Origin of the sequence: Paucibacter sp. B2R-40 (genome assembly GCF_025717555.1) — a bacterium.
Classification (GTDB): Bacteria; Pseudomonadota; Gammaproteobacteria; order Burkholderiales; family Burkholderiaceae_C; genus Paucibacter_A.
Map to the genome: position 1 here is coordinate 154,619 of NZ_JAJIRP010000003.1, position 16,199 is coordinate 170,817.

Annotated in this window: 11 protein-coding genes; 4 read left to right on the plus strand and 7 right to left on the minus strand. The window is 62.2% G+C overall.

Going from position 1 to position 16,199, the window contains the following annotated elements:
* Positions 1 to 49: 49 nt before the first annotated feature.
* The 4 genes from dnaQ to LNV09_RS07280 all read right to left on the minus strand — a co-directional run bounded on the left by dnaQ (position 50) and on the right by LNV09_RS07280 (position 3,674).
* Positions 50 to 754, minus strand: a complete 705-nt coding sequence (gene dnaQ, locus LNV09_RS07265) for a DNA polymerase III subunit epsilon (RefSeq protein ID WP_263556427.1) — start codon at positions 752 to 754, stop codon at positions 50 to 52.
* Positions 755 to 779: 25 nt separating this feature from the next.
* A complete protein-coding gene (gene lgt / locus LNV09_RS07270) occupies positions 780 to 1,577 on the minus strand; it encodes a prolipoprotein diacylglyceryl transferase (RefSeq protein WP_263556428.1) in 798 nt (265 codons plus the stop codon).
* An 81-nt stretch (positions 1,578 to 1,658) separates the two neighbouring features.
* Positions 1,659 to 2,672, minus strand: coding sequence for a tetratricopeptide repeat protein (locus LNV09_RS07275; RefSeq protein WP_263556429.1), 1,014 nt, complete (start codon positions 2,670 to 2,672; stop codon positions 1,659 to 1,661).
* Positions 2,673 to 2,783: 111 nt separating this feature from the next.
* On the minus strand, positions 2,784 to 3,674 hold the full coding sequence (locus LNV09_RS07280) for a LysR family transcriptional regulator (protein ID WP_263556430.1): 891 nt from the start codon (positions 3,672 to 3,674) through the stop codon (positions 2,784 to 2,786).
* 94 nt (positions 3,675 to 3,768) lie between these two features.
* Between LNV09_RS07280 and ilvD the strand changes: the two genes are divergently transcribed.
* Positions 3,769 to 5,448, plus strand: a complete 1,680-nt coding sequence (gene ilvD / locus LNV09_RS07285; protein ID WP_263556431.1) for a dihydroxy-acid dehydratase — start codon at positions 3,769 to 3,771, stop codon at positions 5,446 to 5,448.
* Between the two features lie 6 nt (positions 5,449 to 5,454).
* Here the strand turns inward: ilvD and LNV09_RS07290 are convergent, their stop codons facing one another.
* On the minus strand, positions 5,455 to 6,387 hold the full coding sequence (locus tag LNV09_RS07290; RefSeq protein ID WP_263556432.1) for a transporter substrate-binding domain-containing protein: 933 nt from the start codon (positions 6,385 to 6,387) through the stop codon (positions 5,455 to 5,457).
* Between the two features lie 237 nt (positions 6,388 to 6,624).
* On the opposite strand from LNV09_RS07290, the gene LNV09_RS07295 reads away from it, so the two are divergent.
* The 3 genes from LNV09_RS07295 to LNV09_RS07305 all read left to right on the plus strand — a co-directional run bounded on the left by LNV09_RS07295 (position 6,625) and on the right by LNV09_RS07305 (position 14,861).
* Entirely contained in the window at positions 6,625 to 8,337 is a 1,713-nt protein-coding gene (locus LNV09_RS07295; protein ID WP_263556433.1) for a DUF885 domain-containing protein, read from the plus strand.
* Between the two features lie 136 nt (positions 8,338 to 8,473).
* A complete protein-coding gene (locus LNV09_RS07300) occupies positions 8,474 to 13,306 on the plus strand; it encodes an NAD-glutamate dehydrogenase (protein ID WP_263556434.1) in 4,833 nt (1,610 codons plus the stop codon).
* 202 nt (positions 13,307 to 13,508) lie between these two features.
* The gene (locus tag LNV09_RS07305; RefSeq protein WP_263556435.1) at positions 13,509 to 14,861 is read left to right on the plus strand and encodes a DUF3422 family protein; all 1,353 of its coding nucleotides are present in this window, start codon (positions 13,509 to 13,511) and stop codon (positions 14,859 to 14,861) included.
* 1 nt (position 14,862) lies between these two features.
* Here the strand turns inward: LNV09_RS07305 and LNV09_RS07310 are convergent, their stop codons facing one another.
* Both LNV09_RS07310 and LNV09_RS07315 read right to left on the minus strand, forming a co-directional pair.
* The gene (locus LNV09_RS07310; protein ID WP_263556436.1) at positions 14,863 to 15,315 is read right to left on the minus strand and encodes a hypothetical protein; all 453 of its coding nucleotides are present in this window, start codon (positions 15,313 to 15,315) and stop codon (positions 14,863 to 14,865) included.
* A gap of 149 nt (positions 15,316 to 15,464) precedes the next feature.
* Positions 15,465 to 16,169 (minus strand): riboflavin synthase subunit alpha, encoded by a 705-nt coding sequence (locus LNV09_RS07315; RefSeq protein WP_263556437.1) that lies wholly within the window; start codon positions 16,167 to 16,169, stop codon positions 15,465 to 15,467.
* Positions 16,170 to 16,199 lie beyond the last annotated feature (30 nt).

A 16,199-nucleotide genomic window follows, 5' to 3' on the forward strand; every position in this document is an offset into this window, starting at 1 on the left:
CTTCGCTAACTGCGAAGCCCACAATTATGCCATGAAGTTCAAAGAGTACTCAAGCGGCTTGCCAAATTCTTTTTCCACCGCTGGCCTTGTCCAGCTCGCCCAACACGCGCTCATGAGCCAGTAACTCTTCCTCGCTGGCCTGCAAAACAGGCAGCGCAAAGCTGCTCAGATCAATAGCGGCCAGTTTGAATTCAGCCGACTGATCATTGCCGCCCGAGTCATCCATGACCAGCGAATCTTGACCGCGCGTCAGCCGGATATAGACCTCGGCCAACAACTCGGCATCGAGCAAAGCGCCGTGCAGTTTGCGGTTCGAGTTATCGACCTCCAGCCTGCGGCACAGCGCGTCGAGCGAGTTGGCCTTGCCCGGGAACAGATCACGCGCCATCAACAGCGTGTCTCGCACGCTGCCGACGGTGTCGGTGATGGGCGGGCGGCGCAGCCGCTTCATCTCGGCATTGACGAAGCCAATGTCGAAGGGCGCGTTGTGGATCACCAACTCGGCACCAGCCAAGAACTCCAACAATTGGTCGGCGATGTCGGCAAACAAAGGCTTGTCGGACAAAAACGCCTCGGTCAGGCCGTGCACACGCAGCGCGTCCTCATGGCTGGCGCGCTGCGGATTGACGTAAAGATGCAGATTGTTGCCGGTCAATTGGCGGTTGACCATCTCGACGCAGCCGATTTCGATGATACGGTCGCCGCCCTCGGCGGCCAGGCCAGTGGTTTCGGTGTCGAAGAAGATTTGACGCATGGGAGCAGGCAGAAATTAACTAGGGTCAGGCCTTGCGGCGGCTCGACAAAATCCAGATGAGCAAGCCGGCGGCCACCATGGGCACGCACAACCACTGACCCTGACTCAGATTCAGCCAGCGCAGCCCGAGGTAATCATCGGGCTCGCGGAAATATTCGGCCATGAATCGGAAGATGCCATAGCCGATCAAGAACATGCCCGAGACCTGGCCGGTCTGGCGCGGCTTGCGGGCATAAAACCACAACAAGACGAACAAGAGCAGACCTTCGCCGAGGAATTGATAGAGCTGAGAGGGATGGCGAGGATCCAAGGTCGGCGACTGCGGAAACACCATCGCCCAAGGCAGGCTGGCGTCGGCCGGTCTGCCCCACAACTCGCCGTTGATGAAATTACCCAGCCGCCCCATCGCCAGACCTGTGGGCACGCAGGGCGCAATCAAATCGGTGACCTCGAAGAACTTGCGTCCGCGCAGCTTGGCGAACAAGGCCATCGCGGCAATCACGCCGAGCAAGCCGCCATGAAACGCCATGCCGCCCTTCCAGACCGCCAACACTTCGCCGAGGTGGTGCAAGTAGTAATCAGGCTTGTAGAAAAGCACAAAACCCAGCCGTCCGCCCAGCACCACACCCAACACGCCGAAGAACAAGAGGTCGTCGACATCGCGGCGACTCCAGCCCGCTTGCGCGAACTGCGTTTGCGCGACCCGCCGATTGGCCAGGAACAGGAATAGACCGAAGGCGGCCAGATAGGTCAGGCCATACCAATGCACGGCCAAGGGGCCGAGTTTGATGGCGATAGGGTCAAATTGGGGATGCACCCACATCGTCTAGTCCTTGGGAAGTTCAGCTTGGGAAATCAGCCGCGCATCATAGTGCGCCGCATGCGAAGGCTGACCGAGTGCCGATCAACCGAGCTCGGCCAAGCTCTTGCGTGCATCCTTGGCGTAATTGGGCCGGATGTATTTATCCGCGGCGGCGCGGGCAAAAGCGGCCTTGGCTGCGGCCCTGTCATCCAGCGCCAACCAGGCTTCGCCAAGCCTATGGTCGATGGGCAACTGCTGCGCACCGGCCAAGCTCTTGGCGCGCTCCAGATGGCGCACCGCGGCCTCGTTTTGCCCCTGATCCAACGCCAAGCGAGCCAGGCAATAGGCCGCCATGGCCTGGCTCGGTTGATCGCGCTGCAACTGCTCGAACAAGGCCCGCGCCTTGTCAAACTGCTGCTCCCGCATCCAATGCCGGCCCAGCTGTGAATAGGCCTCGCGAACATCGGCCAACAAGGCGCCGTCGCTGCCCGCGCGCACGGCCATCAACTCACGTTCGGCCTCGGGCCATTTTTCGGCCGCAGCGGCCACCAAGGATCTGAGCAAGCGCGCCTGCTCGGCTTGGCTGGCACGAATTTCAGCCTCCAGCGCCTTGGCCTTGGCCGCACTGCCGCCCAGCATCTGCGGCGTGAACAAATAGAGCTGCACCAGCTTGCTGCGCGCGGCGTACAGCGTCGGGTCAAGCTCCAGCGCCTTGTGCAAGGCGTCCTTCAGGCGGCCCACCATGCTGACCGCTTTCAAGGGGTTGATCATCTGTACCTGATGGCCCATCACCTCGGCCGCCGCGTAGTAGCAAATCGCTTCTTGCGGGCCGCGCTCGCGGCAAGTCTGCGCCAGCTTGGCCGCAGTGTCGAGTCGCCCCGTGTCGTAAGCATCGCTGCTGGCCAGCGCGGCGGCGGCCAAGCCCTGCACATCATCGGGTTTGAGCTTCAACCGGGCCTTTGCAGCACGCTCCAAGTCCTCGAAGCGGCCGGCATCCAGCAAAATCTGAAACTGCGCATCCTTGAACAGTGCGGCCTGCGCGACAGGACCACCACCAAACAGGGCGATCAGGCAAAGCATGTGAGCAAAACGGCGGGGCAAGAACTTGATGGGCATAGGCAATGTGTGAGCTTGAGTGCGAGAGTATCTATTGTCCCCACTGCCGACGCAGCAAGCCAAGTGCTGCGACGAACTGCAACAACAAGTGACTCAAGCACGCTTTCATGCTCAAGGGCTCAACAAACGCTCGATATGCTCCACAAAACGCAAAACCGTCGGGGCAGCGCCGCGGCGCCAGATCAGACTTGTTTCGCACACAGGGGCCACCCCGGCCAAGGGCCGATAGACCACACCGGCGCGTTGAAACGCCATCACACTGGCCGGCACCCAGGCCAGGCCTATGCCGGCCGAGACCAGATTGACGATGGTCTGCATCTGGATCGCCTGCTGCACAATATTTGGAGCCAAGCCGTGTTGGCGGTAAAAACCCAGCAACGCGTCAAACAAGGACGGCGCAATGTCTCGGGGAAAAATCACCAAGGGTTGAGCCAGCACCGTCGCCGCATCCAGGCTGGCGGCATCGGCCCCGACCGCCTCGGTGCTGAGCGCCAGCACCATTGCCTCGCTGGAAATTTTCAGCCGCTCAAAGCCGGCGGGATGAGCGCCAGGCGCATGGATGATGAAGCCGGCGTCCAAGTCGTTTTGCTCGAACTCGCGCAATTGCACATCCAGGGTCGCCTCGCGCAGCGTCAGCTCAATGTCGGCATACACCTCACGGAACAGCCGCAACCAGCGCGGCAAGTCACCATAGCCCACGGTCGACACAAAGCCCAGGCGCAGCCGGCCACTGCTGCCGCGCGCCGCCGCTTGAACCAAGGCCGGCAGCGTGTCGGCCTGCGCCAGCAAGGCACGCGCTAGTGGAAGCAAGGCCAAGCCGGCTGCACTCAAGGCGACCGAACGGCTGCTGCGTTCGAACAGCGACGTGCCTAGGCTGGCCTCCAACTTCTGGATCGCCTGTGTCAAAGGCGGCTGCGTCATGTGCAGGCGTTCGGCGGCACGGCCGAAATGCAACTCCTCGGCCACCGCAAGGAACTGGCGCAAGCTCCGCAAATCAGTCATTGATATGAAAAGTGTATTAATGTAGAGTTAATAATATATTTGAACATAAAACAAGCGCACCGCATACTGCGAGCACATCCCAAGGAGACCCCCCATGACCGCAGCCAACCGCCGCTCCAAGAACATCACCGAAGGCGTCGCCCGCGCACCAAACCGTTCCATGTATTACGGTATGGGCTATCAGGAAAGCGACTTCGGCAAGCCGATGATCGGCGTCGCTAACGGCCATTCGACCATCACACCCTGCAACTCCGGACTGCAAAAGCTCGCCGACGCGGCCGTCATTGGCCTCAAGGAAGCTGGCGCCAACCCGCAAGTTTTCGGCACGCCGACGATCTCGGACGGCATGGCCATGGGCACCGAGGGCATGAAATACAGCCTGGTCTCGCGCGAAGTGATTTCCGACTGCGTGGAGACCTGCGTCGGCGGCCAGTGGATGGACGGCGTGATGGTGATTGGCGGCTGCGACAAGAATATGCCCGGCGGCATGATGGGCATGCTGCGCGCCAATGTGCCGGCCCTGTATGTCTACGGCGGCACGATTTTGCCGGGCAAGTACAAGGGCCAGGATCTCAATATCGTCAGCGTGTTCGAGGCGGTCGGCCAGTTCTCGGCCGGCAAGATGAGCGAAGAGGATTTTTGCCAAATCGAAAAGCGCGCCATCCCCGGCAGCGGCTCCTGCGGCGGCATGTACACAGCCAACACCATGAGCTCGTCCTTCGAGGCGCTCGGCATGAGCCTGCCCTATTCGTCAACGATGGCTAACGTCGAAGACGAAGTGACCGAGAACGTCAAGCGGGCAGCGGCCGTGCTGGTGGAGGCGGTCAAAAAAGATCTGAAGCCGCGCGATATCGTCACCAAAAAGGCAATCGAGAACGCAGTAGCCGTGATCATGGCCACCGGCGGCTCGACCAATGCCGTGCTGCACTTCTTGGCGATCGCTCATGCGGCCGAGGTCGAGTGGAGCATCGACGACTTCGAACGCATGCGCCGCAAGACGCCGGTGCTGTGTGACTTGAAGCCCAGCGGCCAGTTCCTCGCCATCGACCTGCACCATGCCGGCGGCATCCCGGCGGTGATGAAGGAGCTGCTGAAACACGGCCTGCTGCACGGCGACGCAATGACCATCACCGGCAAAACGGTGGCCGAGAACCTGGCCGAGGTGCCCGATCTGCGCGCCGACCAAACGGTGATCCGCCCGGTCACCAACCCGATCTATGCCGAAGGACATCTGGCGATCCTGAAGGGCAATCTCTCACCCGAGGGCTGCGTGGCCAAGATTACCGGCCTCAAGAACCCGGTGATGAGCGGGCCGGCACGGGTGTTCGAAGACGAGCAGTCGGCGCTGGCCGCCATCATGGCCGAGAAGATCGTCGCCGGTGACGTGATGGTCTTGCGCTACTTGGGCCCCAAGGGCGGCCCCGGCATGCCGGAAATGTTGGCGCCTACCGGCGCCTTGATCGGCCAAGGCCTGGGCGAGAGCGTCGGCCTGATCACCGACGGGCGCTTCTCCGGCGGCACCTGGGGCATGGTGGTCGGCCATGTGGCGCCTGAGGCCTATGCCGGCGGCGTGATTGCGCTGGTGCAAGAAGGCGACCGCATCACCATCGACGCGCACCAGCTGCTGCTGGAGTTGCACGTCAGCGATGAAGAACTGGCGCGTCGCCGCGCGGCCTGGGTGGCGCCAGCGCCGCGCTACACCCGCGGCGTGATGGCCAAATTCGCCAAGAACGCGTCGAGCGCCAGTTCAGGCGCGGTGCTTGACTTGCTTTAAGCAAGCTCAGCCCTTCAACAAGGGCTCGATCAAGCGCTGGCGCACCAGCGGATGCCAAAGTTTGGCATCTTGCTGCAGCGCCTGCGGCGGCTGATCCGGGTTATTCAGGATCAGCCAGCGCCGCTCGGCCAGATGGGCCTGCCTGACTTGCCAACCCACCGCCTTGTCGTGCAAGGCCTCAAAGCTGCCGTCCGCCTGCACCAGCTTCCAACCCTGGCGCAATCGCTCGGCCAATTCGGGCCGCGCATGGCTGACCATAAAGGCGAAGGTGGACGGGTAGGCCACCAGCCATTGCTTGAGCACCGCCAACTTGGGCAGGGCTTGCACGATACCGAAGGCCTCGTCCGAGGCCAGCAGAAAAACATCGAAACGGCCCAAGCCCAACATCGCGTCGAAAACGCCCAGTCGCTGAATCCGTTGCACCGGCCAAGCATTGCTCTCCAGCACCGTGGCGTCGGGCCAATGCGAGACCTGGGCGACGCGCAATTTCTTGGCCTGCGCCAAGTCCTTGATGCCCTCAAGCTCGGCCTGCCGGCTGGCCAAGCAAACCGGCAAGCGCAAGCCGTTCAGGCCACGCCTGAGGCAACCGCGCACCTGGATGCCGTCGGCCTCACGTGCCAGCGAGTTCATGCTGGCCACCACGTCCAAACTGCCGGCTCGCAGCTCCAACAAGGTTCGGCTTTGGGTGATGCTGTCGCGCGGTGGCAGCGCTTCAAAGCGATAGGGCCCATGGCTGGCAATGGTTTTTTCCATCAGCAGGCGCAACACCAGCAAGGCCAGAGACTCGGTCTCGCCCTGCAAAGGCTGCATATCGTGTTTGACCGTTTGTATATCGCCCTTGCCGGCGGCCCAGCACGCCGGCGCGCCAAGCGACGCGGCCGCAGCACCGGCTAGAACGTCTCGGCGACTCAAAAACCCAGGCTCGGTGGTTGCACGCATGCGCAGAGTCTAGACCAGCCTGCCGAGCCACCCGAAGCCCTTGCACCCAGGGTTTCCCCAATGAGGGCTGCACATTCACAGGTTTGATGACGGAGCTTTGCTTGCAAGTCCGTCGCCTACAACAGCAACTTTGCGAAGGCCAGTCTGGGTGGCCGCGCCAGTCGCTGAAAAGGCCTGCAAAAATCGGCAAGAATGCTGGGCCGCCCATCACTCGCACGCAGCAAAGGCCAGATCACCATGCCCCAGTCTTACCCCAACTCGGTGCAGCGCCTGCACGCCTTGTTCGATGCTTGCTGGGAGCGCGAACTGGCCGAGAACCCATTGCAGGCCACCTATATCGGCGACCCACGCTTCAACGCCTTCTGGCCAGACCTGCATCCGGCTGCTTTGGTGAAAGCAGAGCAGGCCAATCGAGCCGCCCTGCGTGAGTTGGAGTCCTTGATGCAGACGGGCCTGCCCGAGGCAGAGAAGCTCAACGCACAGTTGTTCAAACATGAATTGCTGGCCCGACTGGATGTGGCTCCATTTCAGCCCTGGGCCTGGGCAATGTCTGCCCGTGAGGGGCCCCAATCACTCAATGAAGTGGCCGAGTTCATGCCGCTGGACACGGCCGCTGATTTCGACATCTGGCTGCAGCGGCTGCGCGCCCTGCCCGCCTACTTGGCGCAATACGCCAAGCTGCTCAGCGACGCCGCCCAAAGCGGTCGCACCCAACCGCGCATATTGATGGCCCGCGTCTTGCCTCAATTGGATCTGCAAGTGGTGGACGTTCCTGAACAAAGCCCCTTTTACACGGCCTTTCGGCACATGCCGCCGCGCATTGAGGCGGCCGAAGTGGCGCGCCTGAGAGCCGCAGCCTGCCAGCTCATCGGCGAGCAGATCGTGCCGGCCTACCGCCAGTTCCGGCGCTTTTTTGCCGAACTCTATTTACCCGCCTGCCGGGAGACGGTGGGCATCTGGGACAGCCCCGACGGCGCCGCCTACTACGCCAACCGCATCGGCTTTCACACCACCACCTTGCTCGACGCCGAACAGATTCACCAGATCGGCCTGACCGAGGTGGCACGCATCCACGGCGAAATGAAGGCGGTCATGGATCGGCTCAATTTCAGCGGCAGCAAGACCGAGTTCTTCGAGCATCTGCGCAATGATCCCAAGTTCTATTACAAAAGTGAGCAAGAGCTGTTCGCCGCCTACGTGCTGACAGCCAAGAAGATCGAACCGGAGTTGCCCAAGCTGTTCGGCAAGCTGCCGCGCACGCCCTACGGTGTGCGCGCCATTCCCGCGACCAGCGCGCCCAACACCACGGCCGCCTATTACAGCGGCCCGTCCGATGATGGCAAACGCGCCGGCTACTACTACGTCAACCTCTACCGGCCCGAGATGCGGCCGATCTATGAGATCGAAGTCCTGACCGTCCACGAAGCGGTGCCCGGCCACCATCTGCAGATCGCCTTGGCGCAAGAGCAGCAAAACCTACCCAAGTTTCGCCGCTTCGCCGGCTACAACGCCTATCTGGAAGGCTGGGCGCTGTATGCCGAGAAGCTCGGTTTTGAGCTCGGGCTCTACCAAGACCCCTACTCGCATTTTGGTCAACTGACCTACGACATGTGGCGGGCGGTGCGTTTGGTGGTGGACACCGGTCTGCACGCCAAGCGCTGGACGCGCGATCAAGCGATTGACTACTTCCGCGCCAATGCGCCCAAAACCGAGGTCGATATCGTCAACGAAGTAGACCGTTACATCGGCTGGCCGGGTCAAGCGCTGTCCTACAAGATTGGCCAGTTGCGTGTGTTGGCGATGCGGGCCCGCGCCGAGGCTGGCCTGGCCGAGAAATTTGATCTGCGGGCCTATCACGACATGCTGCTGGACGACGGCGCCTTGCCGCTGGACCTGCTGGACCGCAAGGTCGACGACTGGATCGCCGAGCAGCTTAGGCAAAGTACATAGGCGATGCAGAAAATGCATATAGACGGGTTTTTCGGCCAGTCAAGGCCATTGCCCTGGTTTGGCTGAGGCACACTGCTGGCCAGACGCGCGGCAAGGCAACTGCCTGGTGGCGTTCATGATTCCAAGGAGACAAGCAATGACTGACCCTCTCAACGCGTTACAGCGCGAACGAATCGACGCGGTGCTGGCTTTGGCCGCCACCCGTCAACAAGCGCCCGAACAAGGGGCCATGATTGAAAGTTTCGGGCGCGAGTATTTTCGCCGCGTCGACGCCGAAGACCTGCTGGCGCGCACGCCGGAAGACCTGCTCGGCGCCCTGCTTTCGCACCTGCAATTTGGTGCCAAGCGCCAACCCGGCCAGACCTTGGCGCGGGTCTTGAGCCCCAGCGTGGCCGACAACGGCTGGGCTTCGCGCCATTCGGTGATCGACATCATCAATGACGACATGCCCTTTCTGGTCGACACGACGACCATCGAGATCAATCGCCAGGGCCTAACCCTGCATCTGATTGTGCACCCGATTTTCGGCGTCGAGCGCGATGCCGACGGCCAACTGCTGAGCATCCGCCCGCGCAGCGAGGCAGTCGACGCGCCGGGGCTCAAGCGCGAATCTTGGATGCATATCGAGGTCGACCGCATCATCGATGCGCAGCAGCGCCATGAGTTGCTGGCCGGCATCGAGCGCGTGCTCGGCGATGTGCGCGCGGCGGTACAGGACTGGCAACCTATGGTCGGCGCCTTGCGCGCGACCATCAAAGAATTGGAGCAGGCTCCGGCAGCCTTGGACAAGGCCGAAGTCCAGGAAAGCCTGGCCTTTTTGCAATGGTTGGCCGATGACCATATGACGCTATTGGGCTATCGCTGCCATGAATTGGTCACCGAAGCAGGTGCAGACGCCTTGCGTCTGGTGTCGGGCAGTGGTCTGGGCCTCTTGCGTGAAACATCGGAGGAGAAACTCTCCAGCAGCTTCTCGATGCTGCCCGCCAATGCCCGCGCACTGGCGCGCGCGCCCTCGCCCTTGCTGGTCATCACCAAGGCCAATACTCGCTCTACCGTGCACCGGGCCGGCTATACCGACTACGTCGGCGTCAAGCGTTATGACTCGTCAGGGCAGGTCACCGGCGAGCACCGTTTCATAGGTTTGTTCACGTCCACCGCCTACAGTGCGCGGGTCTCTGAGACACCCCTGCTGCGTGGCCGGGTTGACGCCATCACACAGCGCGCCGGCCTGCCTGCGGGTGGCCACTTGGCCAAGGCCTTGCAGCATATTTTGGAGACCTATCCACGCGACGATCTCTACCAGATCTCCAACGACGAGCTGTATGAGACCGCCCTGGGCATCCTGGCTTTGGGAGAGCGCCAACGGCTGCGTCTATTCGTTTGCCGCGATCCGTTTGACCGCTTCTTCAGCTGCCTGGTCTACGTCCCGCGCGAGGCCTACTCGACCGATATGCGGATCAAGTTCCAGGCTATTTTGATGCAGGTCTTCAGCGGCAGCAGCGCCGAGTTTGATGTGCAGCTGAGTGACGCGGTGCTGGCGCGCATCCACTTCACCGTACGCACGACGCCGGGCCAGGTGCCGGTGTTTGATCGCAAGGAGGTGGAGGCGCGCCTGACGGCCGCGGCACGCCGCTGGGACGATGACTTGCGCGACGCGCTGGTCGACGCCGAAGGCGAGGCGCGCGGGCTGGAGTTGTTCAAGCGCTGGGGAGCGGGCTTCCCCGCCGGCTACCGCGAGCGCGTGAGTGCGCGCGCTGCTGTGCCCGATGTCGTCAAGCTGGCCAGCCTGAGCCCGGAGGCGCCGCTGGCACTGGCCCTGTATCGCCCCTTCGGCGCGGAATCCGGCACGCTGGGCTTCAAGGTCTACCGCTCAGGTCAAGCGGTCGTGCTGTCCGACAGCTTGCCCATGCTGGAACATATGGGCGTGCGCGTACTGGGCGAGCACAACCACCGCATTCTCGATGCCGCGGGTCAAAATAGCAGCGTCTCGCTGCACGACTTCGAGTTGCAAGCGAGCGTGTCCGACGAGATCGAGCCCGAGGCCTTGGCGCGCTTGTTCGAAGACACCTTTGCACGCGTCTTCCGCGGCGAGGTCGAGAACGACGACTTCAACCGCCTGGTGCTGCGCGCCGGCCTGGCCAACGACGAAATCGTCGTGCTGCGTGCCTATGCCAAGTATTTGCGCCAGATCGGTTTTGCACTCTCGCAGGCGACCATCGAGGCCACGCTGGCCGCGCATCCGCGCATTGCCCGCATGCTGGTGACGCTGTTCAAGCTGCGCTTTGACCCCGCGGCCCATGATGAGCTTGGCGCCAACGCCCAAGTCAACGGGATTGAAAAGGCGCTGGAGAAGGTCAGCAATCTGCAAGAAGACCGGGTCTTGCGCCAATTGCTGGCTCTGATTCAAGCGACGCTGCGCACCAACTTCTGGCGCACCGGCATCGGCCACACGGGTGCTGCCGGCCCACGCCGCAGTTTCCTGAGCTTCAAGCTCGATTCGGCCAAGATTCCCGGCCTGCCGGAGCCGCGGCCGCTGTATGAAATATCGGTCTACTCGCCACGCTTTGAGGGCATCCACTTGCGCGGCGGTAAGGTTGCTCGGGGCGGCCTGCGCTGGTCGGACCGGCCGGAAGACTTCCGCACCGAAGTCCTCGGGTTGGTGAAGGCGCAGATGGTCAAGAACACCGTCATCGTGCCCGTCGGCAGCAAGGGCGGCTTCGTGTTGAAAAAGGCTCCGCCTCAGTCGGACCGCGAAGCCTTCATGAAGGAAGGCATCAGTTGCTATCAGGACTATCTGCGCGCACTCTTGGACCTGACCGACAACTACGCCGCCGGCTTGGTGGTGGCACCGCCCCAAGTCGTGCGCCTGGATGAGGACGACCCGTATCTGGTGGTGGCAGCCGACAAAGGCACCGCCACCTTCTCCGACTATGCCAACGCGGTCAGCTTGGAATATGGCCATTGGCTGGGCGACGCTTTCGCCTCAGGCGGCAGTGTCGGCTATGACCACAAAGCCATGGGCATCACCGCGCGCGGTGCCTGGGAGTCGGTCAAGCGGCACTTCCGCGAGATTGGCGTCAACACCCAGAACGAAGAGTTCACGGTGGTCGGCGTCGGCGATATGTCGGGCGACGTGTTCGGCAACGGCATGTTGCTGTCACCCCATATCCGCTTGGTGGCAGCGTTTGACCACCGCCATGTCTTCATCGACCCGAGCCCGGACGCAGCATCCTCGTTTGCCGAACGCGAGCGCCTCTTCAAGCTGCCACGTTCCAGCTGGGCTGACTATGAGGCCAGCCTGATTTCGGCCGGTGGCGGCATCTGGGCACGCTCTGAAAAGTCGATCCCTATTTCACCGCAAGCACAGGCCGTGCTCGGTATCACGGCCGAGCGACTGGCTCCTAACGAGTTACTCAGTGCGATCCTGAAGGCGCCGGTTGATTTGCTTTACAACGGCGGCATCGGCACCTACATCAAGTCAGCCAGTGAAACGCACGCCGATGTGGGCGACCGCGCCAATGACGCGCTGCGCATCAACGGCGCGGACTTGCGTTGCAAGGTCGTGGGCGAAGGCGGCAACCTCGGTTGCACGCAGCGCGGGCGGGTCGAGGCGGCACTGGCCGGTGTGCGCATCTACACCGACGCGATCGACAACTCGGCCGGCGTGGACACCTCGGACCATGAAGTCAATATCAAGATTCTCTTGGGCTTGGCCATGGGTGACGGCGAGATGACGCTGAAGCAGCGCAATGTACTGCTGCCGCAGATGACCGATGAGGTCGCCTCGCTGGTTTTGCGTGACAACTATTTCCAAACCCAGGCGCTCTCCATCGCCAGCCGCCAAGGTGCAGCGCTGATTGACCAGCAAGCGCGCTTTATCCGCTTCCTGGAGCGGGCCGGGCGTTTGAACCGGGCGATCGAATTCTTGCCCACCGATGACCAGATCAAGGAGCGCAAGGCCCGCGGCATCGGCCTGACGACACCGGAAATGGCGGTTTTGCTGGCCTATAGCAAGATGTGGCTGTCTGACGAGTTGATGAGCTCCGATCTGCCTGAGGACAGCTGGATTGGTACTGCTGTAGAGCGTTACTTCCCGGCGCTGCTGCGCGAGAAATTCGCCTCCTACATCCCGCGCCATCCGCTCAAGCGCGAAATCATCGTCACCCATGTGCTCAACAGCATGCTGAACCGGGTCGGCGCGACCTTTGTCCACCGTCTGAGTGAATCCAGCGGCGCCAAGCCGGCGCAGATCGTGCGCGCCTACCTGGCCACCCGCGAGGTCTTCGGCTATGTGCCGCTGTGGCTGAAGATCGAGGCACTGGACAATCTGGTGCCCGATGAGGTGCAGGCCGACATGATCGACGAGTTGGGCCGTTTGGGCGCGCATGCGACCAACTGGTTCTTGCGCTCGCGCCGCCTGGCTGAGCCGATGGAGCAGGTAATCAAGCGCTTTGCACCGGCAGTGGAGGTCTTGCGCACCACGCTGGTCCAGCATAACGATCTGTCTGCGCGTGCTGCGGCTCGTGTCGAGGCTGGCGTGCCGATCGATATTGCGCGCGACGTCAGCCATGCCGAGGAGCTGTTTGCGGCACTCGATATCGCCGAGATCGCCGATGCCACCCAGCATTCGCTGGAAGTCGTTTGCGAAGTGCACGCCAAGCTGGGTCAGAAGCTGGGCCTGGAGCGGCTGCGCCAGCAGATCGATGCCTTGGCCGCAGACAGCTACTGGCAAACCCAGGCCAAGGCTGCGCTGGGCGACGACCTGTCCGGTCTGCAACGCGCGATCGCCTTGGATGTGCTGGGGCAAGGCGGCGCTCAATCCGCGCCCGAACTGCTCAGCAACTGGGCCACCCGCAACCAGGATGCACTGGAGCGCGCTCACAAGCTCTTGGGCGAATTCAGCGAAGCCAAGGCGGTGGATCTGGCGATGCTCTCGGTCGCGCTGCGGGAGTTGCGCAACTTGGCTTGAGCAACCAAGGGTTAAGCTGCTACCCGGCTTGGCTTCCTTGCAAGACGAGGGGCAAAGCACGACACATGAACCTGCGCGCCGGCTTATCCAGCCGGCGCGCTCATGTTGACAGCATGGCGGTGGGTACTTTGCCACCACTGGCCTGCTTTGTGCTTACTGCTTCCTGCTCTCCGTCTTCTTGCCCAAGATCATGCCCAAGATCATGCATAACTTAGCCGCCACTGCCGCCCCCTCTATCCTGCCGCCTGATGATGGGCTGCGCTATCTGCTCCACAACGAGGTACATGCCCGGCCATCGGCGCGCATCCACCTGCCCGCCCTGATCATCAGCGTGGCCGTGCTCAACGAGGGCGTGAGCCGCGAGGCCGAGTGCGAACATCTGCGCCGCCTGCCCGGCCAAGAGGGTTTGCAGTTGGAAGCGATGCAGGGCAATTTTTTGCGCCTGCGCGGCGACGGCCACACGGTCAAATGGGAGCGCCACAGCGAGTTCACCCGCTACGCTATCGTCCAAGCCTTGCCAACCCGAGCCCTTCTAGGCTGCAACGAGCCGGAGCTGATGTCGGCCATGCGAGTGGATGCAGACTGGCTGCGGCAGCTGCCCGGGCGCACGGTGGCCGCCGTCAAGCTGGTGATGTTGGAGCATGACATCAGCCGCCCCGATGAGGCTCGAGCCTTGGGCCAGCAATGGTTTGGAGGGCGTACTGTGGTGGCCTCCATGATGGGCAACTCGGAAGAGTCCGGCCATGCCGGCCACTCGGTGGTGGTCACCAACTTCCGTTTGCTGCCCAGTGGCTTCGAACGCATTTTGGTGATCGCGCCGCCCGGCACCAGCCCAACACGCGCCGGCCGGATCTCGCAGCGCTTGCTGGAACTGGAGGTCTACCGCTTGATGGCTTTACGCGGCCTGCCGGTGGCCAAAGACATTGCGCCGGTGTTGGCGCAGGCCGAGGCCAGCTTGGCCGATGTGACACTCAAACTCGAGGGTAAGCAGGCGTCCGAGAGCGAGCTGCTGGACACCTTGATCCATGTTGCTGCGGGGGTTGAACGCGCCACCGCCCAGCATGCCTACCGCTTCGCCGCGACCCAAGCCTACGACACGCTGGTGCGTCAGCGCATTGCCGAGCTGCGCGAGAGACCGATTCCAGGCACGCAAACTTTGGGGGAATTCATGCAGCGCCGGCTCTCACCGGCGATTGCCACTGTGGCAGCGACCGCGCAAAGGTTGGCCTCCTTGTCGCAGCGCATCGAGCGCGTCAGCGCGCTGCTGCGCACCCGGGTCGACATCGCCACCGAACAGCAAAACCATCTGTTACTGGCCAAGCTCACCAGGGGTCAGGATTTGCAGCTGAACCTGCAGACGACGGTGGAAGGCCTTTCCATCGCGGCCATTTCCTACTATGTCGTGAGCCTCTTGCTCTATGCCGCCAAGGCCTTGAAATCGGCTGGCCTCGGTGTCAATCCGGAGATGGCCGTGGGCGCCGTCATACCGCTGGTGTTGTGGTCCGTCTGGCGGGCGACCCGGCGCGTGCATGCCAAGCTGCACGCGCGCAGCTGAGTCAAACCGGCTGAACGATAGCCTTGTTGCGCCGCTGGGCGTGGGGCTGGGGCTGGGGCTGCATGGACTGCCATGACTTGGGCCGCTCCGAAGCCCGGGCAGCCAGCCCGGACAGTTTGAACTGCTTGAACTGACTCAGGCGCAGTAGTTGCAAACAGTTTTGCAAGTCACTCAGGGCTTGATGCATGCCGAGTATCTGCTTTTTCTGTTCATCCAGCACCGCCACGGCAGCGGGCGGGAAGCTCTCGATATCGGCCTGCATGCGCTTGAGCCAATGATCGACCAACACTTCCAACACCTGCAATTCATGCCCGGCCGAGGGCAAGCCCTGGGCCTGCGCTTGCAGAAAATGCTCCAGCAATACGCCTACCGGAACGCCGTCCAAGACTGCACCAGGTGTCTGCGCGGCCAACCAAGCCTGCACAGCATGAATCGGAGTGCTTGACTGTTCCATAGTTTCCCTTTCGAACCGACTACAACAGGGCCCGAACAATTGGCACGCAGTGTAGAAGGGAGAACCTCAGGGAAAACCATTTCCTTCAAAAATTCATGGATTTCTTTGTGCCGCTTGATGTAGCTCATCAAAGCAGTTCAGCGGTCTGCCTACCCATTCAGACCAGGGGGCTTGGCAAGATCGTCCAAGCTTTGGCCCTGCGCGGCCAGGAGTTTTTCCAATGCGGGCAGCAAGGGGCCCAGACGCTCATCTATCGCCGCCCTCACCGTATCGACAAAAACCTGCGTCTGCCGCTCGATCTCGATATTGAGCAAGGCGCCCTCGCCCTTGGCGCCAAAAGTTGTCATGCGCAGCGTTTCGGGGATCAACCAGACCTCGAACCAGGCTTGCTTGCGGTCCGCCTCGGCCACCGTCAGGCTGGCGCCATTGATGGCGATATAGCCCTTGGCGAAGATATACCGCATCCAGTTCGGTGGCACTTGAATGCGTACACAAACATTGTTCTCAGGCCGGCGGATCGCGGCGACCGTGGCCATGAAATCAATATGGCCGGACAGTGGGTGGCCGCCAATCTCGGCGCCGTCGCGGGCGGCCCGCTCGACATTGATCAAGCTGCCCTGCTCCAGCTCTGCCAAGGTGGTCAGCTTCAGGCTTTGCTGCATCACGTCGAAGTCAGCACTGTCTTGGGGCCCCAAGGCCGTGACGGTCAAACAAACGCCATCACAAGCGACGCTGGCACCGATCTCAAGACCGGCGCAAAACCCGGCCGGAAATTGCAGCGTGAAGCTGCGCAAGCCGGGCCGGTCGGTGATGGACGCCACGCTGGCGACGGCTTGAACAATGCCTGTGAACATGGGGAAATGACAACGCTGATTGCAGAGCCG